Source organism: Salegentibacter salinarum (assembly GCF_900168115.1).
Lineage (GTDB): Bacteria > Bacteroidota > Bacteroidia > Flavobacteriales > Flavobacteriaceae > Salegentibacter > Salegentibacter salinarum.
On the sequence record NZ_FUZC01000019.1, the window covers coordinates 23,677 to 49,848 of the forward strand.

Genomic DNA, 26,172 nt, shown 5'->3' on the forward strand with positions numbered 1-26,172 from the left:
CGGTTTCGTCCACCTGAACTGGTTTCAGTTCTAAAATGAGATTAATTCTCATTTTCTTAGATTCTGATCCCGAAGATTCGGTACAAAATGACGTTCTCACGGATTTTCCAGACAGCTTTTTTTAATTCTGATATTGAAAGTTTCAGAAAACTATCGCTTTGCCTAAGTTTGCCTTCCACCTTGAAATTAAATTATGAGTAAAAAAATAACGATTGCCATAGACGGCTATTCTTCCACCGGAAAAAGTACCGTAGCGAAGCAACTTGCCGCAGAACTCGGTTATGTGTATGTAGATACCGGCGCTATGTATCGCGCGGTGACCTTATACTTAATGCGTAAAATGATAGTTACTGATTCCAATTTTGATAAAGAAACTATTTTAAGACAATTGCCATTTATTAATATCAGTTTTGTTTTTAATAAAGAGGTAGGTTATGGAGAAGTACATTTAAATGGTGAAAATGTAGAAAAGGAAATCAGGTTGATGGAAGTTTCGCAGCAGGTTAGTAAAGTAGCTGCAGTCCCGGATGTTAGAAAAATGCTCGTTGATATTCAGCAGGAAATTGGGAAAAATAAAGCGGTGGTTATGGATGGCCGCGATATTGGAACCGTGGTTTTCCCTGATGCCGATCTTAAGTTATTTATGACCGCATCAACCGAAAAAAGAGCGGAGCGCAGATATAATGAATTGAAAGAACGCGGAAACGACGTGAAATATGAAGACGTTCTTGAAAATGTAAAGGAAAGAGATTACCTTGATACTACGCGTGAAGACTCGCCATTAGTAAAAGCTGACGATGCTATAGAAATTGATAATTCTGATATGAATTTAGAAGAACAATTCAAAAAAGTACTGAAATTAGCCAAGGATAAAATTGAAGAATAAGCATCCTGTTTTAAGCTGTTCAGGGTTTGAGAATTTAAAAATAAGTTGTATTTTTGCAGCCCTTTTTGGCGAAGAATCGGAAATTCAAAAGGGATTGAAAATCAAACCATAAACATCTTCTGTGTTTTATTTGCTTAATATTTCCGAAGAATACAGGATACAAATTTTTTATCAGCAATGGCTGAAGACAAAACAAACCAGGACGTTCAGGACGAAAATCTTGAAGTTCAACCGGTAGCCGGAATGGCTACATCATCGCAACCAGCTCCTACCGAGCAGCAGGAAAACCCTGAGAAATTTCTTGAAGAATTTAACTGGCATAATTATGAAGAGGGGATTGACCCTATTGATGATAAGAAGCTGGAAGAATTTGAGAAATTAGTTGCAGAAAATTTCGTAGACACTTTAAATGACGAAGTTGTTACAGGAAAAGTAATTAATATTACAGATCGTGATGCAATTATAGACATTAACGCAAAAAGTGAAGGCGTAATTTCCCTTAACGAATTTCGTTACAATCCAGATCTTAAAGTTGGAGACGAGGTTGAGGTATTGATTGATGTTCGTGAAGATTCAACCGGACAATTAATTCTTTCTCACCGTAAGGCTCGTGTAATCCAGGCCTGGGATCGTGTGAACAAAGCTCACGATGAAAGTCTTATCGTAAACGGTTTTGTAAAATGCAGAACTAAAGGTGGTATGATCGTAGATGTATTTGGAATTGAGGCATTCTTGCCAGGTTCTCAAATAGACGTGAAGCCTATCCGTGATTACGATGCTTACGTAGGAAAAACAATGGAATTTAAAGTTGTGAAAATCAACCACGAATTCAAAAACGTTGTAGTTTCTCACAAAGCGCTTATTGAAGCCGATATCGAAGAACAGAAGAAAGAAATTATCGGTCAGCTTGAAAAAGGTCAGGTACTTGAAGGTACTGTTAAAAACATTACTTCTTACGGAGTATTTGTTGATCTTGGAGGAGTTGACGGACTTGTTCACATTACCGACCTTAGCTGGTCTCGTATCAATCATCCAAATGAGATCGTTGAGCTTGATCAAAAACTAAACGTGGTAATTCTTGACTTTGATGAAGCTAAAACAAGAATCCAACTTGGTCTTAAGCAATTAAGCAAACACCCATGGGAAGCTCTTGACGAAAACCTTAAGGTTGGAGACAAGGTAAAAGGTAAGGTCGTTGTAATCGCAGATTACGGTGCATTTATTGAAGTAGCCGATGGTGTTGAAGGTCTTATCCACGTTTCTGAAATGTCTTGGAGCACGCACTTGCGTTCAGCTCAGGATTTCGTAAATGTTGGAGATGAGGTTGAAGCGCAAATTTTAACTTTAGATCGTGAAGACCGTAAAATGTCTCTTGGAATTAAACAATTAACTCCAGATCCATGGACAGATATTACTACTAAATATCCTGTTGGTTCTAAACACAAAGGGATTGTACGTAATTTCACCAACTTTGGTGTATTCGTAGAATTAGAAGAAGGAATTGACGGACTTATCTATATCTCTGATCTATCCTGGACTAAGAAAATCAAGCACCCATCAGAATTTACTAACGTAGGGGATGAGCTTGAGGTTGTAGTTCTTGAATTAGATGTTGAAGGACGTAAGTTAAGCCTTGGTCACAAGCAGGTTGAAGACAACCCTTGGGATAAATATGAAACTGAGTTCGCTGTTGGTACTAAACACACCGCAGAGATCGCAGAGATCGTAGACAAAGGTGCTACTATAGACTTTAACGAAGATATCACTGCATTTGTTCCAACCAGACATCTTGAAAAAGAAGACGGTAACAAATTGACTAAAGGTGAATCTGCAGAGTTCCAGATCATTGAATTCAATAAAGAATTCAAAAGAGTGGTAGCTTCACATATGGCTATTCACAAAGAAGAAGAGCAGCAAATCGTTAAGCAAGCAGCTAAAAAAGCAGCTTCGCAAAGCAATGACAAAACCACTATTGGTGATGTTAATGCCGATCTTCAAGCTTTAAAAGATAAAATGGAAGGGAAATAATTCTATTCCTGTGAAGACGGGAATCCCTGATATTTAATCATAAACAAAAACCTCCTTAGTTGGCTAAGGAGGTTTTTTTATGAAGCTGTTTTAAAAGTTTATTACCAAATATACTTCTCCAACAATGCTCTTTTCTTAGGATCCAGGGCTTTATTATTTGCTGCAATTTGCAGGTAGTCCCGGTTCTTCTCTTTTGCATATACCAAATGGAAAAGGTCAGACACACTTAAACTCTTATCAGGACGCTCTATTAAGGTGAATTTATCATTATTAGCTACAAATCCTTCTTCCAGGACACTTAAATAGGTTCCTGCAAAACCCCTTTTAATAAATTGTTTCAGGATCTTTTGATCTCCAAATTTATAACCGAGTTTATAACAGGGTTCTCGATAATCTGAAACCTGCACTACGGCATCACCCACTTTATAGACATCACCTAAGAAAACCTTTCTTTCATCAAAATCCGTAACAGTTAGGTTTTCTCCAAACATTCCCCAGTTCCAATCAAGATTGGGATAAAGATTTTTCCAATACGGATACTGTTCTGAAGAAAATATGTAGCAGGCCTTGTAAAAACCACCGTGATGTTTACGATCTGAAACTTCATCATTCATCACATTATTTTTCGCCAAATAAATAGGTTCATCAGTAGCTGTTTTATATATACCTGTAAGTATTTCTTTGGAATTCCAAATTATTTTAGTTGGCTTTCCAATATTGGTTGAAATTATTTTCACGTAGTTAAAAGTTTATTTTATAGGATATTAATAGCAGAAATTAACCATTCCAATTTCCAAATTCACCATTCTGATAATTCTGAAAAGCTTGCTGAATTTCCTGCTGTGAATTCATTACAAAAGGACCCTGTGCTACGATGGGTTCATTGAAAGGCTCAGCGTGTCCAAGAAGTAAAGTGCTTTCTTCCAGAGCTTCAATTTCCAGTTTCTCACCATCATTAGCGAATTCAACCAGATTATGCATTTTGGCTTCTTCACCGTTTACATTTACCTTACCCTTAACCACGTAAAAGAAAATATTTCTTTTGGAAGGAATTTCTACCGAATATTTACCACCTTCGGCAAATTCCAACGTAGCCATTTGAATATCATTTAAAGGATTAAAAGCGCCCTTTTTTTCTTCCCAGTTTCCTGATACTGCTGCTAATTTGACTTCTCCGTCATTTAAAGTTAACTGCGGGATATCTTCTTTTTGAAGTCCTACATAATTAGGTTCGGTCATTTTATATTTTGCAGGTAAGTTTACCCAAAGCTGAAGAATTTCCAGTTCTCCTCCATTTTTCTTGAATTCTTCTGAAGAAACTTCAGCGTGGATAAGGCCTTTCCCAGCGGTCATCCATTGCACGCCTCCGGCTTTTATCACGCTTTCAAATCCGCCACTGTCTTTATGGGTTAAATCACCTTTCAAAATAAAAGTAACGGTTTCAAATCCGCGGTGGGGGTGAGGTCCAAAAGGTAATCCATTATTGTTTTCCGGATATTCCTGGTAGCCATGGTGGTTTAAGAATAAAAAAGGATCTATATGATCTATAGAATTTGTGGGCAAAGCGCGATAGGTAATAAGATCGGCAATAGGCGAACTTACCGCAGTATGTATTTTTTTGATGCTTCTCATAAAATTGATTTTAATCTTAATTAAAAATAAAATTATTAGCGATTTTCAGCTCATATTCTGAAATTGTATGTGGCCTGTTTTGGTAGATCTTCACTTCTACATTGGCATTCATTTCCCTTAAAATTTCAGCAGAATCTTCTACTCGCTCAACTGGAACGTGGGGGTCTGGATCGCCAGTTCCAATAAAAATTGGGGTACCATTAAAATCACCCGAATAATTTTCGGTATAAATCTTATCGCCAATGAGTCCGCCGGTGAAAGCTGCAACTCCACCAAATTTCTGGGCGTTTCGGGTTACAAATTCCAGTGTTAGACAGGCGCCCTGTGAAAATCCGGCAAAATAGATATTTTCTGAAGCTATACCCGTTTCCTTAATTTCTTCCAGCAGTTCTTCTAAAACTTCTAAAGCCGATGAATATTCGGGTTCATTTTGAGCCAATGGAGCTAAAAATGAATTCGGGTACCAGGTAAAATCTGTAGCTTGTGGTGCTAAAATTGCAAAATCTGATGTGTTTAACTGATTGGCCAAAGAAAGAAATTCTTTAGCGCTGCCGCCACGGCCGTGAATTAAAACCAATACTTTTTCGGCTTCCCGGAGTTCTTTTCCGGCGGTATATATCTCTTTTTTATGCATTGTAGTAATTTTAAATTAAGATACTAAATACCAATAAAAAAGTCCCGAAAAACGGGACTTTTAAAACAATTTTTAGAATTGATTGAGGTAAGAGTGATAGGAATACGAAATAAAACTAGTTATCGTCGTTATCTATCTTCACTTTTTTTGTTACCTCACCATCATCTTCTTTGATTTTAATCTTTTTATCATCGGTTTTTACTTTAATCTTATCATCTTTTACTTTCACCTTGGCATCTTCTTCACCGGCTAATTGTTCAATTTCAGATTTTTCTTCTTCTTCCCTGCAAGACACAAAACTTAGGCTTAATGCCAGAATTAATAAAATTGATTTTAATCCAATTTTCATAGTTAATAGTTTTAGTTATAGGGATTAAATGTAGGCTAAATAACTCAATCCTTTTTCGCAAGTACCGCTTTTTCTGAAAATTCAACCAAATCTACTTTTGGATTTCCATAAAGTTCCATTTCGCTTCGGTTTTTAGCAGTAAGTGTAAGGTTTTCAAGCACTTCAAGTTCATTTTTAGATTTTCCTTCAGCAATAACCACTGCGGTTCTTGCGCTTAATCTTCTACCGTCAAATTTGGTAGAATGTTCAGAACGTAATTGCAAATCATCAACTTCCCCTTCAATACGCGCGCTGGCTTTTTCATAGATATCAACTTTAAACCTGGGTGCATTTACCAAAGATTTAATGTAGCTGGACTCGTTAAGCTGAAAATAAACATCTTCTGCAGTTAAATTTAATTCTACGTCAGCCTTCCCTTCGTTAAAAAGATCAAATTTAGTGGCGGTTACGGTAAGATAAACTTCAGCATCATCTGCTGTGGTGATTTTTAGTTCTTCTGAATATAAATCTTCATCTGCTTCTAATTCCGTGTTGCCCGAAACCGTAATTTTCTGAAGGTTTTCAGGATAGGTAAGGGAGATTTCCTGAGATTTGCTACGGCCAATTTTTTTTGTAGGCTTTAAATATAAAACCTGGTCTACAACTTCGCCTCTTATTATGCGGTGTAGGTTATCATCGGCTTCAACTTCCATCATCGCGGTAGATCCTTGTTTGAGCGTTACTTCAAAATCCCCGGCAATATCAACACTATGGAAATCTGTTAAGCGTGTTTTTTCGGTAGTTACGTTTCTGCTTCCTTTTATTTTTTTTGCGCCACAGCTAAAAGCCATAAAAATGCTTAGTAATAGTAGTATCTTTTTCATAAAAAATAAGGGTTTAAAACAAATATAGTAAAAAAGCCTCCGGATGGGAGGCTTTTAAGACTTGCTTAGCATTCATTGAAAGCTATGGTGCAGTGTTCGGTCAAGACTTCATTACATTCAATATAATCTTCAACCAGTGGATCATTTTCTTCTGCTGGCTCTCCTAAACCGAAGAGCAGCATTAGTAAGTGCAGAATTAATTGTATCATAATTCTTCATTTTCAAGATTTTCCTGTTCTTTATCAACCGGTTTTTTATCTACCGTTACCCCTCTGCGGTTAATTTGAATATTCACCTCTTCGTCGCCAGAATTTATCCTGGCATTAAAGTCACCGTCTTCATCCCATTCATCTTCACTTTCGGTTTCCCATTCTTCTACCGGGCAATCTTCACAAATAGCAGCATCTTCAGTGATTTTTAAGACTTTTTCTTCGTCACCACTTATCAAAATATCTCCCCAGTAGTCTGTATTTCTATGAAAAGAGCTTGTATTATCGTCTGCTACGAGACTGGCACCTTCTGGCAAATACAAAGTAACTTTCACTTCCTGATCCCTGTACTTATATTTTGTAGCCGAAGTAAAAAAACTATTCAGCAATAATTCATTTCTACTGAAATTAGTATTGTAAACTATATTCTGAGCGCGTTCTCTGGCTTCTTTGTAATCTTTACCTTCTGCCGACTTAACTACTTCCAGTTTGGCAAGGGAATCTTTAGTAGGCTTTACAATTAGACGAACATCTGAGCTGTACAATACCTTTTCATCATTATCATCGTATTTTATTTTGAAATCTGAACTTCTGTAAATACTGGATGAGTAATTAGGATTGGCCTGCATTGCCAGGTAAAGGGTGTCGTTAGCTGATATAGACAGTGTTTCGGTAATTACCTGTTCCCCATCAAAGGCACGATGAGTTGCTTGTTGAATACCTATTACTGCAGCACCTATAAGTGCCAGAAGCCATAATCCCAATAGAACTAGTTTTGCCGGAGTACCAATAGATTTTAATCTTCCTACCAGTATTTTTAAGCCTAAAATGAACAGGAAGAATAATGGGATACCTGCCAGCAAAAAGGCAATTAACCATAATAGCCAAAGTGGAGCTCCACTAACGGCCATTTCTACATAACTAGTCTAGGGCGCATCTATAAGTCCAAATGTACCAACGGTAACTAATCCGATAAAGAGACCTATTAAGGAAGCGCCGGCTAATAAGATTAAGATGATTCCAATAAGTTTTACAAATACCTTTAAAATAAATGCGATGACATCACCTATGGCAGTGGCTGCAGAGGTAGCTCCACTTTTAGCCTGGTTACCATATTTTTGGTAATCTACATCTTTTACCTTTCCGGTAACATTATCAAAACCCTCACGAATCTTTTTTTCAATATTGCTTATAGTGACCTCCTCTCCACGCATCGCAAGTTTATCGGCCGTGGTTTTAGCTTCAGGAACAAAGATCCAAAGTGCAATATAGATAAGGATAAAAGCGCCACTGGAGAAAATGGTAAGTAAAATCCAAAGTAAGCGTACCCAAATAAAATCTATCCCTAAATAATGTCCCAGTCCTGAAGAAACACCGCCTACATAAGAATGTTCGGTATCTCTAAACAGTTGTTTTCCCGGAGATTTAGTGGTTTTAGTATGCACCGGTTCATCTTCAAAGATCTCTTCATCTACCATATAATCTTCGGGTTGCCCCATAATGGTGATTACTTCTTCTACTTCTTTTATGCCGATAACCTGGCGGTCATCCTTTTTCTTCTCATTGAACAATTCAGCAATACGTGCTTCAATATCTGCTATAATTTCATCTTTTCCCTGGGTGTTAGCGAAAGAGCGTTTTATAGCGTCAAGATAATGCTGCAGTTTGGCATATGCGTCTTCGTCTATGTGAAAGAATATACCGGCAAGATTTATATTTACTGTCTTATTCATGATTCTTGTTTTTTTGATTGGTTACAACGTTTACAGCGGTTTGGAGTTCGTCCCAGGTGCCGGTAAGCTCCTTTAGAAAGAGTTTCCCGGTATCGGTAAGTCCGTAATATTTTCGTGGTGGTCCGCTGCTGGATTCTTCCCAGCGATAACTGAGTAATCCTGCATTCTTTAACCTGGTTAAGAGCGGATAAATAGTGCCTTCAACCACCAGTAATTTAGCGTCTTTAAGGGTGTCCAGGATTTCGGCTACATACGCATCTTCATCTTTTAAGACTGAAAGAATACAGTACTCCAGTACACCTTTACGCATTTGAGCCTTGGTGTTTTCTATCTTCATAGCGTTTCGTTTTGAGGGTTGTTAAACTGTTCTTTTTTTGATTGTTGATGGTTATTATTATGATGATTATCTGAACTTTTTCCTATAAAATTGATGCTTAGCGGGAAAGAGTAATTTTCTCCATTACTGGCTTTAATACTTGCGCTTATCACTGCGAAGATTTCGATGAAAAACAATAGCGAAAGTAAAATGGCAAATACACTAATGGTGATGACTATGGAAATTGCCTGGCCCATTTCGTCTATATAAAAATGGTCGGGTCCTATTGCAAAAGGAACATCTCCGCCCAAACGTATTGCCTGAAAAAGGATAATTGAAATTCCTACCGCCAATATTAAAATGGTGTAGAGAAAGAGACTAATTTGAAAATTGATTGCCTTCCTTCCGTGATCGTCTATAAATGGTTTTTCCTTTTTAGTGAGCCATAATATTAGCGGAAATATAAAATTCCCAAATGGAATAATAAATTTACTAAAGACCGATAAATGCAGGATTGTGGCCAGTGTTTTTTCTTCTTTTGCTATCTTTGAGTTCATAACCTATTAATTTACATTACAAATATATGGTTAAAAGAAGGTATTTTGCAAAGCATAGTACTAAAAATTAACATATTTTTATGAAATTATTTCTGAAGACATATTGATTAATTTGAATACATTTATTAAAAACAAACCATTAACAATGACATTAAGTAAGAATAAACTCAATAAATTTCTAATGCTGAAACTACCAAGTGCCTGGTTTTGTGGGGTGCGGGTAAGTGAAATTGAAGAAAATACCTGTAAGGTAAATGTGAAGCATAATTGGATAAACCAGAATCCTTTTAATAGCATGTACTTCGCCGTGCAGGCAATGGCAGCCGAATTAAGCACTGGCGCATTGGTAATGGGAAAAATAAAACAGTCTAATAGAAAAATTTCTATGCTTGTGGCACAAAATAGAGCCACATTTACTAAAAAAGCCACCGGAAAAATTACCTTTTACTGTTACGATGGGCATTTAATAGACGAAGCTATAGAGAAAACTCTGGCTACCGGAGAGGGGCAAACCTTATGGATGAAATCTACCGGAATAAACGATACCGGCGAGCAAGTGGCAGTATTTGAGTTTGAATGGACTATAAAAGCAAAATAATATGAATGCACATGAAATAGATTACCAGATTTTTGGGGAAGAGATGCAGTATGTAGAACTGGAACTTGATCCTCATGAAGCCGTGATTGCTGAAGCCGGCAATTTTATGATGATGGACGATGGGATTAGAATGGATACCATTTTTGGCGATGGCTCTAAAGAAAATGAAGGTTTCCTGGGTAAAGTTTTAGGTGCCGGGAAACGTTTGCTTACAGGAGAAAGTCTTTTTATGACAATTTTCAGCAATGAAATTCAAGGAAAGAAGCGAATCAGTTTTGCTTCGCCTTATCCGGGGAAAATTATTCCTATAGATCTTACCCGATACGGGAATAAGTTTATTTGTCAGAAAGATGCTTTTTTATGTGCCGCTAAAGGAGTTTCAGTAGGAATAGAATTCAGTAAAAAACTGGGTCGCGGTTTTTTTGGTGGTGAAGGCTTTATTATGCAAAAACTGGAAGGCGATGGGATGGCCTTTGTACACGCCGGTGGCACAATGGCCAGAAAAGAATTATCTGCCGGTGAAAAATTAAAGATAGATACCGGTTGTATTATTGGTTTTACCCAGGATATAAATTATGATATTGAATTTGTAGGCGGAATTAAAAATACATTTTTTGGCGGGGAAGGACTTTTCTTCGCTACGCTTACCGGACCGGGAACAGTTTACGTGCAATCTCTTCCGTTTAGTAGACTGGCAAATAGAATTTGGCAGGCTGCACCGCAGGGTGGCGGAAAAGATAAAGGAGAAGGTAGTATTCTTGGCGGAATAGGAGATGTTATTAGTGGGGATCGCCGATTTTAAGAAGTGTTAAACAGGTGTAAATTGAAAGATCGTTACAAATTTTTTATTATATTTAAGTGCTTTTAAAAAATCCGTTAGCCTATTAAAAGATTTCTACTTTTTTAAACCTAACTTCTAATTTAAATCTTTCAAATTATGGCGAGAGCGATGTTTGAATACACCAAAACTGTACTGGATAAAGTCAGTTTTGATCCTATCTTGTTTTGTAGAGAAGTGAAAAAAGCACTTCAACGACTTTTACCTCATGAGATTGAGGAACTTCGTATCTGGATTATAGCACTAACACGCAAAAATCCGGAACTTAATCAATGTTTAACCTATCTAAATACATAAAGAAAGCGGCTTTTGGGCCGCTTTTTATTTTTTCAGTTAATTTATTTATAAAAGAGAATAGTAGAAGTTCTTATACCTATTCCCCGTATTCTTTTTTCTTATTTACAGGACTTATAATATTCACATTGTGAAAAGCGATAGCTCCTTTTACAACACCGGCAATGGTACTTTGTATAGCTTCAATTATTTGCATTTTTAATTCACTACGGTTGTAAATAAGACTTACTTCCCGGGCGGGTACCGGCTCTTTAAACATCCTCAAATTTTTCTTTTCGGAATCTTTGATATCAAGGGTATGTAAATAGGGCAGAAGTGTCATTCCCAAACCTTCGTTGGCTAGCTTTATTAAAGTTTCAAAACTTCCGCTTTCCAGCTGAAAATGGTCATCATCATAATTTCTGGAAGATTTACAAAGGTTAAGAATACCATCTTTAAAGCAATGCCCATCTTCAAGAAGCAACATATCGTCTATATCGAGATCATTAACTTCAATCTTTTCCTTTTTATGAAGCCTGTGAGTATTTGGAATATAGCCTACAAATGGTTCATAATAAAGCACATTTTCTTTAATTCCCTGAAGCTCCAAAGGAGTTGCGGCAATTGCAGCATCTAAATGTCCTTCTCGTAAACGTTCAATTATAGCCTCGGTATTTAACTCTTCAATTTTAAGCTTTACTTTAGGATATTTCTTAATAAAATTATTGATGAACATGGGTAATAAAGTAGGCATAACCGTAGGAATTACCCCCAGTTTGAAAATTCCGCCTACAAAACCTTTTTGCTGATCTACAATATCTTTAATCCGGTCACTTTCATTTACAATATTTCTAGCCTGCTGCACAATTTTTTGACCTGTTTCCGTAAGTTGAATAGGCTTTTTTGTCCTGTCAAAAATCTGTACATCCAGTTCTTCTTCCAGCTTTTGAATTTGCATACTTAAGGTAGGCTGGGTTACAAAAACCTTTTGTGCAGCCTTTGTGAAATTCTTATGTTCGGCAACCGCCAATACATAATGCAGTTGTGTAATCGTCATAATTTGAAGCTTTATTATTACTGCAAATGTATTGGTTTTTTCTATTCTAAATTTAAATAAATATGATTTTATCTATACGAAAGCTTAGTCCCGATCCTTTTAAACTAAAATCTAAGCTTAAATTCCTTACTTTCCCCATCAAAATCGAATTTCGCATCATCCCAAACTGGAGGGCCATATAAATTCATTTCATTATTAGAAACCCCATAGTCTTCTTTAGGCATACCATTGGGTTCAAAATCCATTTGCTGGTTTCCGTTTTCATCGTGATAGGCGGTTATTGCATAGGTTCCGGAAGGTACTTCCTTAAATGTTACCTGTGCAACCCCATCTTTAATTTCACTAACTTCTCCCTTGACTGGTGCTTTTTTTAGAAAATTATCTTCATTAAAAAGTGCGAAATAAACTTTTCCTTCTTCCGTAGAAAGGTTATCTACACTTACACTAATGTTCCCGGATTTTTCTGTTTGGGCTAAAGCGAGGTTGCAAAGAAACAGACTAAATAAAATGGCAATTGTTTTCATAATTAGTTAATTTTTATTGGTTTATAGCCTCAAAACTAAACTGATTAATTCTGCTTATTTAAAAATTATTACCGAGTTGTAAATATTGCATGCTGAATTGTAGATTCTTCAAAAGAAAAGAGAAAAAAGAGGAAAGAGAAAAGACGGAAAGAAGTTTGACACCTGGAATTGGTGGAGCATTAAGATTACTTCATTCCGTTCGTAATGACGACAGTAGTTGTTTGAGATTACCTGATTAAAGTATTCCGCGGGCTTTAATTTCCAGGTATTTATTAATAGTATTAATACTTAAATCTTCAGGTTTGGTGAGTAAAGTATTAATCCTGTGTTGTCGTAATTCGGCTGCCATTAGTTTTTTATCGTGCGCAAAACTTTCAGCAATAACCTGGTGGGCCATATCGGTTGTATTATCCGGATTGCTACCTATAATTTTATCCAGTTCGGTATTTTCAAAAAAGATCACTACTAAAACGTGTTTTTTATTAATTGCTTTTAAATAGGGGAGTTGCCTTTTTAAAGCTGAAATATGTTCAAAATTAGTATACAACATCAGCAAACTGCGATGGGTAATTCGTTGTCGAAGATTGCTGTAAAGCATATTAAAATCTGAATCTGGAAACTGAGTGTTGATGTTATACAAACGTTCCATTATTTGCTGCAACTGACTCAATTTTGCATTGGCTTTCAGGATATTTTCAATCTTAGATGAAAAAGAAATAAGCCCTACTTTGTCTTTTTTCTTGAGTGCTATATTTGAAAAAGCAAGACTGCTGTTAATGGCATAATCCAGTAAACTCAAGCCGTTAAACGGCATTTTCATCACCCGGCCGGTATCTATAATAGAATAGATGGGTTGGGCTTTTTCATCCTGAAACTGGTTCACCATAAGGTCGCCATGCTTGGCGGTTGCTTTCCAGTTTATGGTACGAACATCGTCTCCCGAAACATATTCCTTGATTTGCTCAAACTCCATTGTATGGCCAATCCTCCTGATTTTCTTTAAACCGGGTTGAGATAAGCGATTATCTATAGCCAGGAAATCCATTTTTTTCATCTGAATAAAAGAAGGATAAACTTTCAGCATTTGTTTATTTCCAAAAACAGAGCGTCTTTTTGCTAAACCCATTTTGGTGAAAACGTAAATATTTAGTTTTCCGAAGTAATATTCACCGCGAGCAACCGGGCGTAAATAATAGCTGAATTTTTCAGAAGCACCTGCACCTATTTTTAACTGCTTTAGAAAATCGCGCTTTTGAAATTGCACAGGGATTTCATCTATAATTTCCGTATAAACCGAGAAGTTATAGTTGTTATCCAGGATGATTTCCACTTCATTTTCATCTGAATTTGAAAATTTCTGCGGAAGAATTCTTTCAGCATTTATTCGATTGGTTTTATAAAGACTTACTAAATCGGCGAGAAACAGAAGCAAAAAAATCAGACTTAAAACCCAGGTAAATCCGTATAGAAAATCAAAGAAATAAGAAAATAGAAAGAGTAATGCGATAGCAAAGATCGCATAGAAAAAACGCTGATTTAGATATAAAGATTTAAAGAATTTGAGCACTAACGTGGAATTTCAACAGATTGCGAGATCATTTCTATCACTTCTTTGGCGGTAATACCTTCCATTTCCCGATCGGGGCTAATAATTAGCCGGTGCGCCAGAACAGGATTTAAAGCCTTTTTTATGTCTTCAGGAATTACGAAATCCCTTCCGTTTATAGCAGCAAAAGCTTTAGAAGCATTCATCACTGCGATAGAGGCCCGTGGAGAGGCTCCAAGATAAATGTGAGAATGATTACGGGTTTTACCCACAATGCTGGCGATATAAAGCATCAGTTTTTCTTCAACGATAATTTCCTGAATCTGGTTTTTTAACTCGTTTAGGTTTTTCGGATTTAATACGGCTTCAATTTGCGAAACAGGCAGCACACCTTTGCGGTTATGATGAGATTTTAGAATATCAACTTCATCCTCTAGATTTGGATAATCTACCTGGATTTTGAACAAGAACCGGTCTAACTGAGCTTCAGGTAACGCATAAGTTCCTTCCTGCTCAATTGGGTTTTGTGTGGCCAGTACCATAAAAGGAGCTTCTAAATCGTGCTGAAACCCGTCTATGGTGATTTGACGTTCTTCCATTACCTCAAATAAAGCCGCCTGGGTTTTAGCAGGAGCGCGGTTAATTTCGTCGATTAAGATAATGTTAGAAAAAATAGGACCCGGTTTAAATTCAAATTCTCCTTTTTGGGCATTTAGAACTGAAGTTCCAAGAACATCACTCGGCATCAGATCTGGTGTAAACTGAATTCTGCTAAAATTGGTATCCAGGCTTTTAGCAAATAGTTTTGCGGTTAAAGTTTTAGCAACGCCCGGCACGCCTTCAATTAAAACGTGGCCGTTAGAAAGCAGGCCGGCGATTAATAATTCTACAAAATCGTTTTGGCCTACAATTACTTTAGCCATCTGGTTTTTTAAACTCGAAACCGCCTCTTTTAGATCGTCTAAAGGAATTCGACTATCAAAATCTATAGATTCATTTTCTTTATTTTCCTGGTTTTCCATTAGAATGTAATTTAAAATTATTTATTGCCTCAGAAAGTTCTTGAAATTCGCTTTTCCCGGCATTTGTATTATTTGAAAACTTCTCGATTTTCGCAAAAAGTGCCTTGCCGGAAGCTATACTATTTCCTGATTTTGCAGCCAGTAAGGTATGGAATTCTTCGTCTATGGTCTTGGTTGAAATTTTATATTGTAATCGAATATATTCAAAAAATAAATTGATTTTCTTCGTAATCAATTCTGCGTATTCCTTTTCTTCTAAGTAAAGATCGCCCACGGTTTTTGAATATTCATAACTCTGATTTTGTAAAGGATTCATTATCGGGATCGCCCTTTGTTTTCTTTTTCCTTCAAAAATAATGAACAAAACACAGCCCGCCAGTAAAAAATAATACGCCCATTTAAGTCGGTTATCGCTGAGCAAAATATAAAGCGGAGAGGAATAAAAGGTTTTTCCCGCTTTATAATAATTATCTAGAAATACGGGATTTTTATTATTAACGTAAGCCAAAATACTTTCTGCATACTCATAATTCTGGTTAGTTAGTAAAAAGTAATTCCCAAAGGCTTCAGGGGTATTGTGAAGGTAAATTTTTCCTTTCCCAAAATCTGATTTTATAAAATTAGGTTGGCTGCTTTTCTCATCTCCCTGGATATTTATCTCACCCAGAATTTCAATTTTCGCGCTGTCTTTTTGATGAAAGAAAAGTGAGGAAAATTCATTTTTAAACTGAAAATCGGTTTCAGTTTTTAAGGCTGAATTTTTGAAATTCAGCTGTGGTTTTGAGCTTAGATCATTCTTTGGAATAAAAACTTTCGTTTCTAAATGAAGCGTATCTAACAAGGCCGAACTTATACCTCTTGCTGAAATAAACAATTCATTTCCATTAGAGACCCAGTCAAGTATTTTATCCAATTCGTCCGGGTCAAAATTCACAGCATTATTCAGAAAAAAATAAGTGCCATTCTCCAGGCTATCAGAGAGTTTTTCGAAAGGCGGAACTCCAATTTCTTCAAACTCCCATTTTTCGGTATTTACCCAGCTTTCATAAAAAACAAAACTTCCCAGCGGGATTTTGTCATCGCTCATATAGCTGGGCGTCCAGTTTACCGGTTCCGGTTCTGTAGCTTCCAGGTAAGTGAGGAAAATTACCAACAGCAGGAAAGCACCAAAGAAGAGTTTTGAAGTTTTACCCATTATTCCCGGTTTTTAGGTTGTTTTCCATTTTGGTAAATTCCCGGTTTACTTTCTCAAAACGCGGTTTAGAGAGTTCAAAATCTCCATACCAGATAAAATCGTACAAGTGTGTGATTTTCGTGAACTGATTTTTTATTTCAGGTGCGTTTATTTCGGTGATATAATCTTCGTTTGTTTTTTGAAATCTATACTGAATATGTTCTTTTTGATCCAGTATACGCAGGCTCTTTAAATATAAATACCGAACCGCCAGCCGATAATTTTCGTCACGAATTGCTACATCAATTAAGGAAGAAATATCAGCTGATTTTACAATATCTTCTTCTTTTTTAAGATTTACTTTTCCGGTAATAGGTTCGGCCATAACAGCATTTCCGGGATTTAAGCGAATAAAAAGCCAGGTGATTAAGCCAAGAACTAAAATCAGCAAAATGTATGGTACAGCTGAAAGCACAGCACCCCAAAAAGTGTTGGTTTCATAATCGCCAAAAAGCCATTGCAAAAAGGCGTTCCATTTAAGATTAATCCAGCGCTTTAAACGTGTCCACCAGGAATCTTCCTCAATTTTTTCCAGATAATCAAATGCTTTATCAGCTTTATAATTTTCAATTTTTTCAGTATCAAAACCAACCTCTTCCAGAGTTTCTTCAGAAGAATTCTGAATCATTTCCGTAGAATCAGTCACTGCTTCTTCCTGCGGAATTAAATTTCCGAAGAAAATAAAACTGAAAAGAATTAAGATTTTAAACATTAATCGTTTTTACCCAGGTTTTCAATGCTTTCGTATGCACCGGTAAAATATTTTATTTCATTAAGGTTATAATAAACAAAGGCAACACCAATTGGTGTAATTGCGTAAAGCAGGTATTGAATGGCAGATGCAATTATGCTTAAGGTAAGATAAACCCAGTCAAACATCTCGGCTACATTTGTTGTGGATGCTGAATTTTCTTCCATTAAAGTGAACATTTTTACAAAGGTGTAAATGAGTACCGGCAGTTGAAATATTAGGCTTATGATATACACGATGAGCCAGATTAGAAAAAGGCTTATAAAACTCATCCACCAGTTATCTTTTACCAGGTGAAAACCTTCAGAAATACTACCACCAATACTGTCGCTCTTAATAACAAGTACCGCGGCCGCTATACTAAGAGGAACGCTTAAATAAATTCCCGGAAGTAAAAAAATTATAAGTCCGGCGAATATCAAAATCCAGGTTACGGCACCAAGACCAAACATTTTTCCTAAGTCTTTTTTTACACCCTGTTTAACATCCTGGTGGCTGGCTTCACCATCATTGTTTACATAAGATTTTATAAAATGAAATGCCGCCACATTCATAACAGAAAAATATAAAAGCAGCCCAATCATTAATAAACCAAACCCAATGAAAAAACCGCCGTCCTGATTGAACATTAAGGAGTTTCCTACTGTTGTATATGAATAATAGGCTACGGCCGCGATTAAAAGCAGAAACGCCGGCCAGGAAATTTTAATTACGCTGGTAAAATAGGCCTTGTAATTTTCGCGTAAAAACTTAAACGTATAGCTAATAATATCGCCCAGCTCCCGCTGCTGCTTAAAATCAATGTAATCCTGTTTCATGAATTTGTTGTTGTTTATATAGATAAATGGGATAAAAGATATAGTAAAATAAAATGAGCGCTAAAGAGCTGCCAATAATTAAAATCGCCAGCCAATCGGGCATTTGGGTTAGTCGGGTCACAAAACCTTCCAGAAATCCTGCTATGATAAAAAACGGAATTGTACTAATCACTATTTTAAGTCCGTTTTTAACTCCTTTTACAAATGAAGTCAGGCGGGTGAAAGTGCCGGGGAAAAGTATGCTTTTTCCAACTACCAGTCCGGCGCAACCCGCAATAATTATTACTGAAATTTCTATGGTTCCGTGGATCCAGATTGTTCTGGCCGATTCCCATAGTAAACCCTGATCGTAAAAAAAGTATTGAAAAGATCCCAACATCACCGCGTTTTGCATTAAAATAAACACCGTGCCTATTCCGGCCAGGATTCCCATACTAAAAGCCATTAACGAAACCCGAATATTATTAATGGTAATCCCCAGGAACATATCGGTTTCAGACATTTTTTTGTAAACCGCCATAGGATCGCCTTCAGCAATATTTTGCAGCGTCATATTAACATACGCATCACCTAGAATACTTCTGACAAAAGTATGATCTGATGCTGCTGAAAATGCGCCTGCCGCAGAAAAAAGAGCGAAAATTAAAAAGCTAAGTAATAATTGTTTCTGAAACTTATAGAAGAAAATCGGAAATTCTTTCGTAAAAAATGTGATAAACCGGTTTTGCGATTCCTTCTTGTTCTTATAAATCTTTTGATGCGCTGAAGCTGCTAATTGGTTTAAATAAGTAGTAGTGTTGCTCTTAGGATAAAACGTCCTGGAATAACTTAAATGGTCGCTAATTTCAATATAAATATTGGAGAGCTGCTCTGGTCGCAGGTTATTTTTATTTTGAAGCAGGCTTTCAAATTTAAGCCATTTATCCTTATTTTGCTTCACGAATGCAGCCTCTCGCATGGTTTTTTCTATTATGACTCAAAGAAACATATTAAATGGATAATTTTCAAATTGAAACCGCTCAAAATATAAGTATTAATCAGAATGTTGCGAGCGTGGGCGATCGCATCCTTGCTTTTATCGTTGATGCATTTATAATTGGGTTGTATATGGTTATAAGTTCGCTAGCTATTGCCGGTACAGGACTTGATGCGTCAGGGCAATGGATTTACTACCTGGTTCTGGGTTTGCCTTCGCTACTATATTATTTATTATGGGAAAGTTTATATAATGGCCAAACCCCGGGAAAGGCCGCTTTACAGATTAGAGTAGTGAAATTAGACGGCAGCAGACCCACTTTTGCCGAATATATAATCAGGTGGTTATTACGATTTATTGATATTTCTATCAGTAGCGGTGCCATTGCTGTTGTCACTATTTTATTAAACGGAAAGGGACAACGTTTGGGCGATCTTGCTGCCAAAACCACGGTAATTTCCGAAAAGCCGAGAACAAATTTGAACCGAAGTCTTGCCGTAGATGTACCTGAAGGTTATGAACCAAAATATCCGCAGGTGAGTGTTTTAAAAGATGCCGATGTGCAAAATATCAAAAACCTTTATCAAACCGCGAGGAGAAGCCATAATCACCGACTTATTTTATCACTTTCAGAAAAATTATCAGAATTGCTGGAAACCCAACCCAAAGAATCGCCAATGGAATTTATTCAGCAGGTAATTACCGATTATAATTATTACACTCAGCGAGCCTAATTAATTATTTCAATATCCATTTTAACGTTATCAATTGGCCATTCAGATTGCCCGGTTTCAACCTGTGAAATTTTCTCGGCAACATCCATTCCTTTCGTAACACGCCCATAAACGGTATGATCGTTGTTTAAATGCGGAGTTCCGTTTTCCTTTATTACGATAAAAAACTCAAAAGGAGAGGAAGCTTTACTCACATTTTGCTCGCTATACTTTGCTGCTGAAAAAGCACCGTAGGTATGTTTGTGACCGGCCTCAAATTCACTGGGAATTAAGTAATCTCCAATTTGTGAACGTTTTCGGGGTGTGGCCGCATTATCTGAATTTCCGCCCTGAATCACAAATCCCGGAGCAACACGGTGAAAAAAGGTGCTGTTAAAATAACCTTCTTTTACCAGCATTATAAAATTGGCGCGGTGCAGGGGAGTGTCTCTAAAAAGTTCTACTTCAATATTTCCAAAACTAGTAATAATTCTCACCCGGTTTTCAGGATTTTCTTTCCCGTACTGAGTTAAAAAAGGGATTAGTTCTTCCTGCCCAATAGGAAACTCTTCGTTGCTTTGAATAGAATCGCTTTGGTATGATGATTCTTCAGCTTTACTGTATTTCGCTTTAAGAGAATCTAATTTAGAAGTTTTCTGAGTGACTTCTTCTTTATCTAAAGGCTTTTCCGAAGTATTTTTACTGGAAGATTCCTTATCTTCACAACTTGCAAAAAAAAGAATTAGAAAAAGATAAACGAAAGCAAGCGAGTTTTTCATGGATTTTCAGGATTTTAAAGACAGGATACCAAAATTAAAAAAAATTGTCCTTCCGGGAGAAAAGGCGCATCATAAATTAGTGCCGGGCAACCGTATTGAAGAGATGAGAAATCTTGATATTAATAGTCTTAAGCCCAATAAAGCAGGGGTTATGGCAGTGTTTTATCCTAACAATTTTGGGAAAGCCCACCTGGTTTTAATTCTAAGAAAAACCTATAAAGGCGTTCATTCTAATCAAATTGGGTTTCCTGGCGGCCGGGTAGAGCCCGAAGATGAGAACCTGGCACAAACCGCATTGCGGGAAACCGAAGAGGAAGTGGGAATTCCAAGGAGTAATATTGAAGTTATAAGAGAGCTTACACGTTTATATATTCCGCCGAGTAATTTCTGGGTACAGCCTTATATGGGAATGGTAGACGAGACCCCGGTTTTAATTCCGCAGGAAAGTGAAGTTGAGCGTATTTTGGAGGTAGATTTAGATCATTTTTTAGATCATTCAAATTTTGTAAAACAGGAATTAAGCACGAGTTATATGAATAATATGATTGTTCCTGCCTTTAGATTAAACGAACAAATTGTTTGGGGAGCTACGGGTATGATGTTGAGTGAAATTCGGGAAATTTTTAGAAAAAGCTTTTAAAAACTAAGAATTACTATATTTGCCCGGCTTAATTTCTACTCGATAATTGAGGTTAAATATTCCGAGGCTTAGTTCGGAATTAAATTATATTTTCTAAAAGTGATTCGTGGGTTCGCTCCGAGATTATTTATCAAAGGTGCAGAACCAAAATAAACTGAAAGTATACGGACAAGTAAGGACTGAAATTTAAACTATGGGATTGTTTAAGAAAAATCCATTTGGGCATTATTTATTCATAAAAAAGTGGCTTATCCGTATCTTCGGATTACTTAGCCACCGCCGTTATCGCGGCTATAATGAACTGAGTATTGAAGGCTCAGATATCATTAAAAACCTTCCCGACACTAATGTACTTTTTGTTTCCAATCACCAAACTTATTTTGCCGATGTAACCGCAATGTTTCACGTGTTTAATGCAAGTCTAAGCGGGAGGGTAGATTCTATTAAAAATATAGGGTATATTTGGCAGCCAAAACTTAATATTTATTACGTAGCGGCCAAAGAAACTATGAATGCCGGTTTAATTTATAGAATTATGGCTTATGCCGGTGCCGTTAGTGTAGAAAGAACCTGGCGTGCAAAGGGCGAAGAAGTTGAGCGCAAAGTAAATCCAGACGATACAAAAAATATTGGAATGGCCCTGGACGACGGGTGGGTAATAACTTTCCCGCAGGGAACCACCAAACCATTTAAACCTATTAGAAAAGGCACCGCCCATATTATAAAACAATACAAACCCATTGTAATTCCTATTGTGATTGATGGTTTTAGACGTTCTTTTGATAAAAAAGGAATCAGGATCAAGAAGCGCGGTATTTTACAAACTATGCAAATTAAGGAGCCGCTCGAGATAGATTATGAAAATGATTCTATTGAAGATATTGTAAACAAACTCGAATATGCCATAGAGCAGCACCCATCTTTCCTAAAGGTTATTCCTTCTGAAGCGATTAAGGAAATGGAAGAATTAAACAAGAAAAGGGCATATTAAAAACATTGTACCTAACCCCGAAAAACCGAAAATTGCAACCCAAACGCTATTTTTATCTTATTAAGGTTCAGTATTTAGGTTACCGGTTACACGGCTGGCAAAAACAACCCGATGTAAAAACGGTAGAAGAATTAATCACAAAAACTTTGCGTTATGTGATGCCTGCTGAAAAGTTTAAAATTTTGGGCACCAGTAGGACCGATGCTATGGTTTCAGCCCAGGAATCTGCGTTTGAGTTATTTTTAGATTACAAGCCACTCTTAGATCTTGATAAATTTTTAAAGGAATTTAACCTGAATTTACCCCAGGATATCAGGGCGCTATCTATAGCTGAAGTAGATTCAAAATTCAATATTATTCAGCATCCAAAACTTAAAGAATACGCTTATCTATTTAGTTTTGGAGAAAAGAACCATCCTTTTTGTGCGCCTTTAATGGCTAATTTCCAGTTAGATCTTGATATTCAATTGATGAAGAAAGGAGCTAAACTTTTTGAAGGGAAACACCAGTTTAGAAATTACTGCGTCCGGGTTTCAGAAAACAGTACTTTTGAGCGGGAGATCACAAAATCTGAATTAGTAGAAAACACCGAAATTAATGCCAGTTTTTTTCCTGTAAAATCTTATATTTTTCATATCCATAGCGCTGGATTTCTGAGACACCAGGTCAGGCTCATGATGGGCGCTTTATTGCAACTTGGAAAAGGAGAATTCAGTTTGGAGGATATTGAGAACAGTTTAAAACCGGGCGTTGAAATGCAAATGGATTACATAGTGCCGGCTTCCGGATTACTTTTAAATAAAATTGGGCTCGAAGATTATTAAGTTTTAATCTTTTAAGAAAAAATAAAAATAAGAGATGAAACCTGCAAGGTTTCCAAACCTTGTTTAGTTATTTTTAAACCTACTAAATGTATGAACTTCCCAAGAAATATAAGGGTTGAATACAAACGTCACGACTGCGCTCGACGTGACACATTTAGATTAATTAATTTTTGCTTCTTCTTTTTCTAAAATAGCCAATGCCAACCTGAGAGTGCCATAATCTATTGCTTCGTCAAAAAACTCGAAATATGGTTTTAAACCTTCGGGATTTTCCAGTTCAGCTTTTGCTTTTTCAATAGCTTTAAAATCAGCTTTTGAAATATATTTCATAGGATCTACATTTTCATTTTCGGCATACAATTTTGCTATATGCGAATAAATGGTTGTGATGGCCAGCTCTCGCTTTTTCGCGATTTCTTCGAGGTTTAAACCTTCGTTCAATAAACCGAGTGTAGCTTTATAAGTATTCGCTTTTTTGCGTTTTTTAGTGGTTCTTTTTTCTTTGCTGAAAGCGATGATTTCTTTTATGAATTCATATCCGTAATCCAGCATTTTTTGCTTTCCAACCCCATTGATTTGGAGAAATTCATCATCGGTCATTGGACGGGATTTTTCCATTTCTTTTAACGTAGCATCGTTAAAGATGAGGTAAGCCGGGATTTCTTCTTCTCTCGCAATTTTTAGCCTTAATTGGCGTAATTTCTCGAACAGAGAATTATCTGAAGCCTTTTCTGAAACTTCGGTTTCTTCTCGGCGTTTTAGTTTTTTACGATCTGGAACTTCAGCAAGCTGTACTTTTTCGCCTTCAAAAAGCACATTTTTTGCCAGTGCGGTAAGTTGTAAATTATTACCGCGGTGAAATGCGATCTCTACAAAACCAAGATTGATTAACTGAATAATATATTGCTGCCAGTGATGCCAGGAAATATCTTTCCCAATCCCAAAGGTTTTTATTACCTGATAGTTTTTGCTAAAAACAGATTCGTTCTGTGAACCGCGAAGTACATCTATAACTACAGTAATCGGTTCATTTTCTTTTAATCTGAAAATACAGGAAAGCGCTTTCTGTGCGATGACGGTGCCGTCAAAAAACTTGGGAGGATTCTTACAAATATCACAATTACCACAATCTTCCTGTTTTAATTCGCCAAAATAACTCAGTAGGATTTTTCTTCTACAACTTAAAGCTTCAGAATATTGTTTCATTCGGTCCAGTTTCGCCAACTGAACTTCCTCATTCCCGGAATTTGAAGCAAATTTTTGCAGTTGTACTACATCGGCATAACTGTGGAAAAGTATTGTATCTGAAGGTAAACCGTCTCGCCCGGCACGACCAATTTCTTGGTAATAGCCTTCCAGGTTTTTTGGCATATTGTAATGAATTACCCACCGAATATTAGATTTATCGATGCCCATACCAAAAGCGATGGTGGCACAAATAATTTTTGAATTATCGTTGATAAAATTATCCTGAATTTCAATACGTTTTTCTGCCGGTAAACCTGCATGATAAGCTTCAGCCTCAAAACCTTTGCGTTGCAGTTTTTCAGCGATTTCTTCGGTGTTTTTTCTGCTTAGGCAATAAATAATCCCGCTTTCCTTTTTTCGGTTTTTTGCGAAATTAGTGATTTGTTCAAAGCGTTTAATTCCCGAGCGAACGTCTAAACTAAGGTTTTTCCTGTCGAAAGAAGCAATGTGTTTTTCTGCATTGGGAATATTTAATTGCTTGCAAATATCTTCCCTTGTGGCTTTATCCGCTGTTGCGGTTAGCGCAATCATTGGAGTAGTGGGGAAGCGGTTTTTTAAATAACCAAGTTGAGTATAGGCTGGTCTAAAATCGTGGCCCCAGCTGGAAATACAATGTGCTTCATCAACCGCGATCAAACTTATCTTGCCATCGCTCATAAAGCGATCTACAAACTGTAAACTTTCAGGCGCAACGTAGAGCAGTTTTAATTCCTTGGAATCAATTTTTTTAAAGATCTCCTGCTGTTGACTTTCAGTTTGGCTACTGTTTAAAAATGCTGCTGGAACCCCATTTGCGGTGAGCCCGTCAACCTGGTCTTTCATTAAAGCGATAAGCGGAGAAATCACCAAAGTAATTTCTGGAAATAAAATTGCCGGAAGCTGGTAACAAATCGATTTTCCGCCACCGGTAGGCATAATCACTAGGTTGTCTTTTCCTGCAAAAACCGAATCGATAATCTTCTTTTGAAGCGGCCTGAAACTGTCAAATCCAAAATATTCTTTAAGCGTATGTAAAACCCGGGTATTTTCCATAGCTGCAAAGTTAGGGCAAAGTGACAATTCACAAACCCTGTTGCGTTTAAATTATGGAAAAACACTTATTTTTTAAATAGTGACCTATACGATCTTAAAGATCGTAAGCTACATAAGCCTGGTTAATCACTTTAAAAGGAGCGTCTTCATCACTAATATTCTCAAAAGCCTGGTAATCTATCCAAACAAAACCATCGTCGCCCCAGCCTTCTCCCCAGGAGTTTACTATTTTGAAAGCATTTACTTCATCATCAAAACCAACAACTAACATCGCGTGGCAGGTGACATCATCATAATCTACCGTGTGTGTGCGGTAGGCGCTAAGGCCAAAACTATCGGTTTTTCCGAATTCAGGAGAAAGTACTGCACCTATAACAATAGGCTGTTGATGGATAATTAGCGCTTTCATTTCAGCAAGCATATTTTCTCCGCTTAAACCTTTAAAATCGGATATTCTTGCTTCGGCGGCAGCTGCAATAACAGCCTCATCGGGTTGAGATTCACATTCAGTTGCGGTATATGGGAAAAATTCTAAAGGAGCCACGCCCTGTTCTTCTATTAAGGCAAGTGTTTCAGGAATTGAAGTCCCGCCGCAATCATCGGTGGTGAGTTGGTTGTATGTGTAAGAGGGACTAAAAATATTGGCTTCAGAATATTGTAAACCTGATTCTATTTTTTCCTGGAAAGATTTCAAATAATAACTCGTAGCCCAGGATACACAAGATCCCAATTCGCCCTGATCGCCAACCGGTGGCAGGTTTTCAGAAAGATCAAAAGCTTCTGGTAAAGTATCGGGAACCATCAGACCTTCCAATAGATTTTCAGTATTTACATTGTAAGTACCGTTTCCGGTACATTCCAGTCCTGTGGAATAAACCTCTCCATCTTCAGAAACAAACTGATTTTCGGTTTCCTGGGGTATTTCTGGAACTTCAGGGTTACTGCCATCGTTATCTAAATCGTCTCTATCAGTATAACATCCAGCAAGGCTCAGTGAGAGCGCAAGTAGTAAAATTTGAATTTTTTTCATAGCAATTTGAGGTATTTTAATTCTACACAATTCAGAAGGAAAATCTATTTATGATTATTTCAAAGTAAATT

Annotated in this window: 28 protein-coding genes and 1 pseudogene; 9 read left to right on the top strand and 20 right to left on the bottom strand. The window is 36.9% G+C overall.

The window, feature by feature from the left end; translation table 11 throughout:
- Positions 1-193: 193 nt before the first annotated feature.
- Together cmk and rpsA are read left to right on the top strand one after the other, a co-directional pair.
- Positions 194-886 (top strand): (d)CMP kinase, encoded by a 693-nt coding sequence (gene cmk, locus B5X53_RS16715; RefSeq protein ID WP_079714373.1) that lies wholly within the window; start codon positions 194-196, stop codon positions 884-886.
- A gap of 177 nt (positions 887-1,063) precedes the next feature.
- The gene (rpsA, locus tag B5X53_RS16720) at positions 1,064-2,914 is read left to right on the top strand and encodes a 30S ribosomal protein S1 (RefSeq protein ID WP_101023057.1); all 1,851 of its coding nucleotides are present in this window, start codon (positions 1,064-1,066) and stop codon (positions 2,912-2,914) included.
- A gap of 101 nt (positions 2,915-3,015) precedes the next feature.
- Here rpsA and B5X53_RS16725 read toward each other — a convergent pair whose 3' ends face one another.
- From B5X53_RS16725 to B5X53_RS16760, 9 genes and pseudogenes are all read right to left on the bottom strand, one after another.
- Positions 3,016-3,651 (bottom strand): MOSC domain-containing protein, encoded by a 636-nt coding sequence (locus B5X53_RS16725; protein WP_079714374.1) that lies wholly within the window; start codon positions 3,649-3,651, stop codon positions 3,016-3,018.
- Between the two features lie 40 nt (positions 3,652-3,691).
- The gene (locus B5X53_RS16730) at positions 3,692-4,546 is read right to left on the bottom strand and encodes a pirin family protein (RefSeq protein ID WP_079714375.1); all 855 of its coding nucleotides are present in this window, start codon (positions 4,544-4,546) and stop codon (positions 3,692-3,694) included.
- 16 nt (positions 4,547-4,562) lie between these two features.
- The gene (locus B5X53_RS16735; RefSeq protein ID WP_079714376.1) at positions 4,563-5,180 is read right to left on the bottom strand and encodes an alpha/beta hydrolase; all 618 of its coding nucleotides are present in this window, start codon (positions 5,178-5,180) and stop codon (positions 4,563-4,565) included.
- Between the two features lie 115 nt (positions 5,181-5,295).
- The gene (locus B5X53_RS16740; RefSeq protein WP_079714377.1) at positions 5,296-5,529 is read right to left on the bottom strand and encodes a hypothetical protein; all 234 of its coding nucleotides are present in this window, start codon (positions 5,527-5,529) and stop codon (positions 5,296-5,298) included.
- A gap of 44 nt (positions 5,530-5,573) precedes the next feature.
- Entirely contained in the window at positions 5,574-6,392 is an 819-nt protein-coding gene (locus B5X53_RS16745) for a GIN domain-containing protein (RefSeq protein ID WP_079714378.1), read from the bottom strand.
- A gap of 205 nt (positions 6,393-6,597) precedes the next feature.
- Positions 6,598-7,230 carry a hypothetical protein gene (locus B5X53_RS19550; RefSeq protein WP_394341610.1) on the bottom strand — a complete coding sequence of 211 codons (633 nt, stop codon included), beginning with the start codon at positions 7,228-7,230 and terminating at the stop codon, positions 6,598-6,600.
- 84 nt (positions 7,231-7,314) lie between these two features.
- Positions 7,315-8,334 (bottom strand): annotated as a pseudogene (locus B5X53_RS19555) (PspC domain-containing protein); the annotation flags it as partial.
- Positions 8,327-8,671: a PadR family transcriptional regulator gene (locus tag B5X53_RS16755; protein ID WP_075327210.1), complete on the bottom strand. Its 345-nt coding sequence runs from the start codon at positions 8,669-8,671 to the stop codon at positions 8,327-8,329. The pseudogene B5X53_RS19555 and the gene B5X53_RS16755, both read right to left, overlap by 8 nt.
- On the bottom strand, positions 8,668-9,207 hold the full coding sequence (locus B5X53_RS16760; protein ID WP_079714379.1) for a DUF4870 domain-containing protein: 540 nt from the start codon (positions 9,205-9,207) through the stop codon (positions 8,668-8,670). The genes B5X53_RS16755 and B5X53_RS16760 overlap by 4 nt, the downstream gene beginning before the upstream one ends.
- 145 nt (positions 9,208-9,352) lie before the next feature.
- On the opposite strand from B5X53_RS16760, the gene B5X53_RS16765 reads away from it, so the two are divergent.
- The 3 genes from B5X53_RS16765 (at position 9,353) to B5X53_RS16775 (ending at position 10,940) form a co-directional block, all read left to right on the top strand.
- On the top strand, positions 9,353-9,805 hold the full coding sequence (locus tag B5X53_RS16765) for a DUF4442 domain-containing protein (RefSeq protein WP_079714380.1): 453 nt from the start codon (positions 9,353-9,355) through the stop codon (positions 9,803-9,805).
- Between the two features lies 1 nt (position 9,806).
- The gene (locus B5X53_RS16770) at positions 9,807-10,607 is read left to right on the top strand and encodes a TIGR00266 family protein (RefSeq protein ID WP_079714381.1); all 801 of its coding nucleotides are present in this window, start codon (positions 9,807-9,809) and stop codon (positions 10,605-10,607) included.
- Positions 10,608-10,742: 135 nt separating this feature from the next.
- A complete protein-coding gene (locus tag B5X53_RS16775; RefSeq protein WP_075327206.1) occupies positions 10,743-10,940 on the top strand; it encodes a hypothetical protein in 198 nt (65 codons plus the stop codon).
- 76 nt (positions 10,941-11,016) lie between these two features.
- On the opposite strand, the gene B5X53_RS16780 is transcribed toward B5X53_RS16775, so the two are convergent.
- The 8 genes from B5X53_RS16780 to B5X53_RS16815 form a co-directional block, all read right to left on the bottom strand.
- Entirely contained in the window at positions 11,017-11,973 is a 957-nt protein-coding gene (locus tag B5X53_RS16780) for a LysR substrate-binding domain-containing protein (RefSeq protein ID WP_079714382.1), read from the bottom strand.
- Positions 11,974-12,077: 104 nt separating this feature from the next.
- On the bottom strand, positions 12,078-12,497 hold the full coding sequence (locus B5X53_RS16785; protein WP_079714383.1) for a DUF2141 domain-containing protein: 420 nt from the start codon (positions 12,495-12,497) through the stop codon (positions 12,078-12,080).
- 235 nt (positions 12,498-12,732) lie between these two features.
- Entirely contained in the window at positions 12,733-14,064 is a 1,332-nt protein-coding gene (locus B5X53_RS16790) for a DUF58 domain-containing protein (RefSeq protein ID WP_079714384.1), read from the bottom strand.
- Entirely contained in the window at positions 14,064-15,065 is a 1,002-nt protein-coding gene (locus B5X53_RS16795; RefSeq protein WP_079714385.1) for an AAA family ATPase, read from the bottom strand. The genes B5X53_RS16790 and B5X53_RS16795 overlap by 1 nt, the downstream gene beginning before the upstream one ends.
- Positions 15,046-16,260 (bottom strand): DUF4350 domain-containing protein, encoded by a 1,215-nt coding sequence (locus B5X53_RS16800; protein WP_079714386.1) that lies wholly within the window; start codon positions 16,258-16,260, stop codon positions 15,046-15,048. Before B5X53_RS16800 ends, B5X53_RS16795 begins: the two co-directional genes overlap by 20 nt.
- Positions 16,253-17,011, bottom strand: coding sequence for a hypothetical protein (locus B5X53_RS16805; protein WP_079714387.1), 759 nt, complete (start codon positions 17,009-17,011; stop codon positions 16,253-16,255). The genes B5X53_RS16800 and B5X53_RS16805 overlap by 8 nt, the downstream gene beginning before the upstream one ends.
- On the bottom strand, positions 17,011-17,868 hold the full coding sequence (locus B5X53_RS16810; protein WP_079714388.1) for a hypothetical protein: 858 nt from the start codon (positions 17,866-17,868) through the stop codon (positions 17,011-17,013). Before B5X53_RS16810 ends, B5X53_RS16805 begins: the two co-directional genes overlap by 1 nt.
- Positions 17,849-18,826: a stage II sporulation protein M gene (locus tag B5X53_RS16815; protein WP_079714389.1), complete on the bottom strand. Its 978-nt coding sequence runs from the start codon at positions 18,824-18,826 to the stop codon at positions 17,849-17,851. Before B5X53_RS16815 ends, B5X53_RS16810 begins: the two co-directional genes overlap by 20 nt.
- 35 nt (positions 18,827-18,861) lie before the next feature.
- Between B5X53_RS16815 and B5X53_RS16820 the strand changes: the two genes are divergently transcribed.
- Positions 18,862-19,578, top strand: coding sequence for an RDD family protein (locus B5X53_RS16820; RefSeq protein ID WP_079714390.1), 717 nt, complete (start codon positions 18,862-18,864; stop codon positions 19,576-19,578).
- On the opposite strand, the gene B5X53_RS16825 is transcribed toward B5X53_RS16820, so the two are convergent.
- A complete protein-coding gene (locus B5X53_RS16825) occupies positions 19,575-20,336 on the bottom strand; it encodes a peptidylprolyl isomerase (protein ID WP_079714391.1) in 762 nt (253 codons plus the stop codon). The genes B5X53_RS16820 and B5X53_RS16825 overlap by 4 nt on opposite strands.
- On the opposite strand from B5X53_RS16825, the gene B5X53_RS16830 reads away from it, so the two are divergent.
- From B5X53_RS16830 to B5X53_RS16840, 3 genes are all read left to right on the top strand, one after another.
- A complete protein-coding gene (locus B5X53_RS16830; protein WP_079714392.1) occupies positions 20,335-20,976 on the top strand; it encodes an NUDIX hydrolase in 642 nt (213 codons plus the stop codon). The genes B5X53_RS16825 and B5X53_RS16830 overlap by 2 nt on opposite strands.
- A gap of 193 nt (positions 20,977-21,169) precedes the next feature.
- Entirely contained in the window at positions 21,170-21,967 is a 798-nt protein-coding gene (locus B5X53_RS16835) for a lysophospholipid acyltransferase family protein (RefSeq protein WP_079714393.1), read from the top strand.
- Between the two features lie 32 nt (positions 21,968-21,999).
- A complete protein-coding gene (locus B5X53_RS16840; protein WP_079714410.1) occupies positions 22,000-22,791 on the top strand; it encodes a tRNA pseudouridine synthase A in 792 nt (263 codons plus the stop codon).
- A 159-nt stretch (positions 22,792-22,950) separates the two neighbouring features.
- On the opposite strand, the gene recQ is transcribed toward B5X53_RS16840, so the two are convergent.
- Positions 22,951-25,071, bottom strand: a complete 2,121-nt coding sequence (gene recQ / locus B5X53_RS16845; RefSeq protein WP_079714394.1) for a DNA helicase RecQ — start codon at positions 25,069-25,071, stop codon at positions 22,951-22,953.
- A gap of 94 nt (positions 25,072-25,165) precedes the next feature.
- Positions 25,166-26,101: a C1 family peptidase gene (locus B5X53_RS16850; protein ID WP_079714395.1), complete on the bottom strand. Its 936-nt coding sequence runs from the start codon at positions 26,099-26,101 to the stop codon at positions 25,166-25,168.
- Positions 26,102-26,172: the final 71 nt, after the last annotated feature.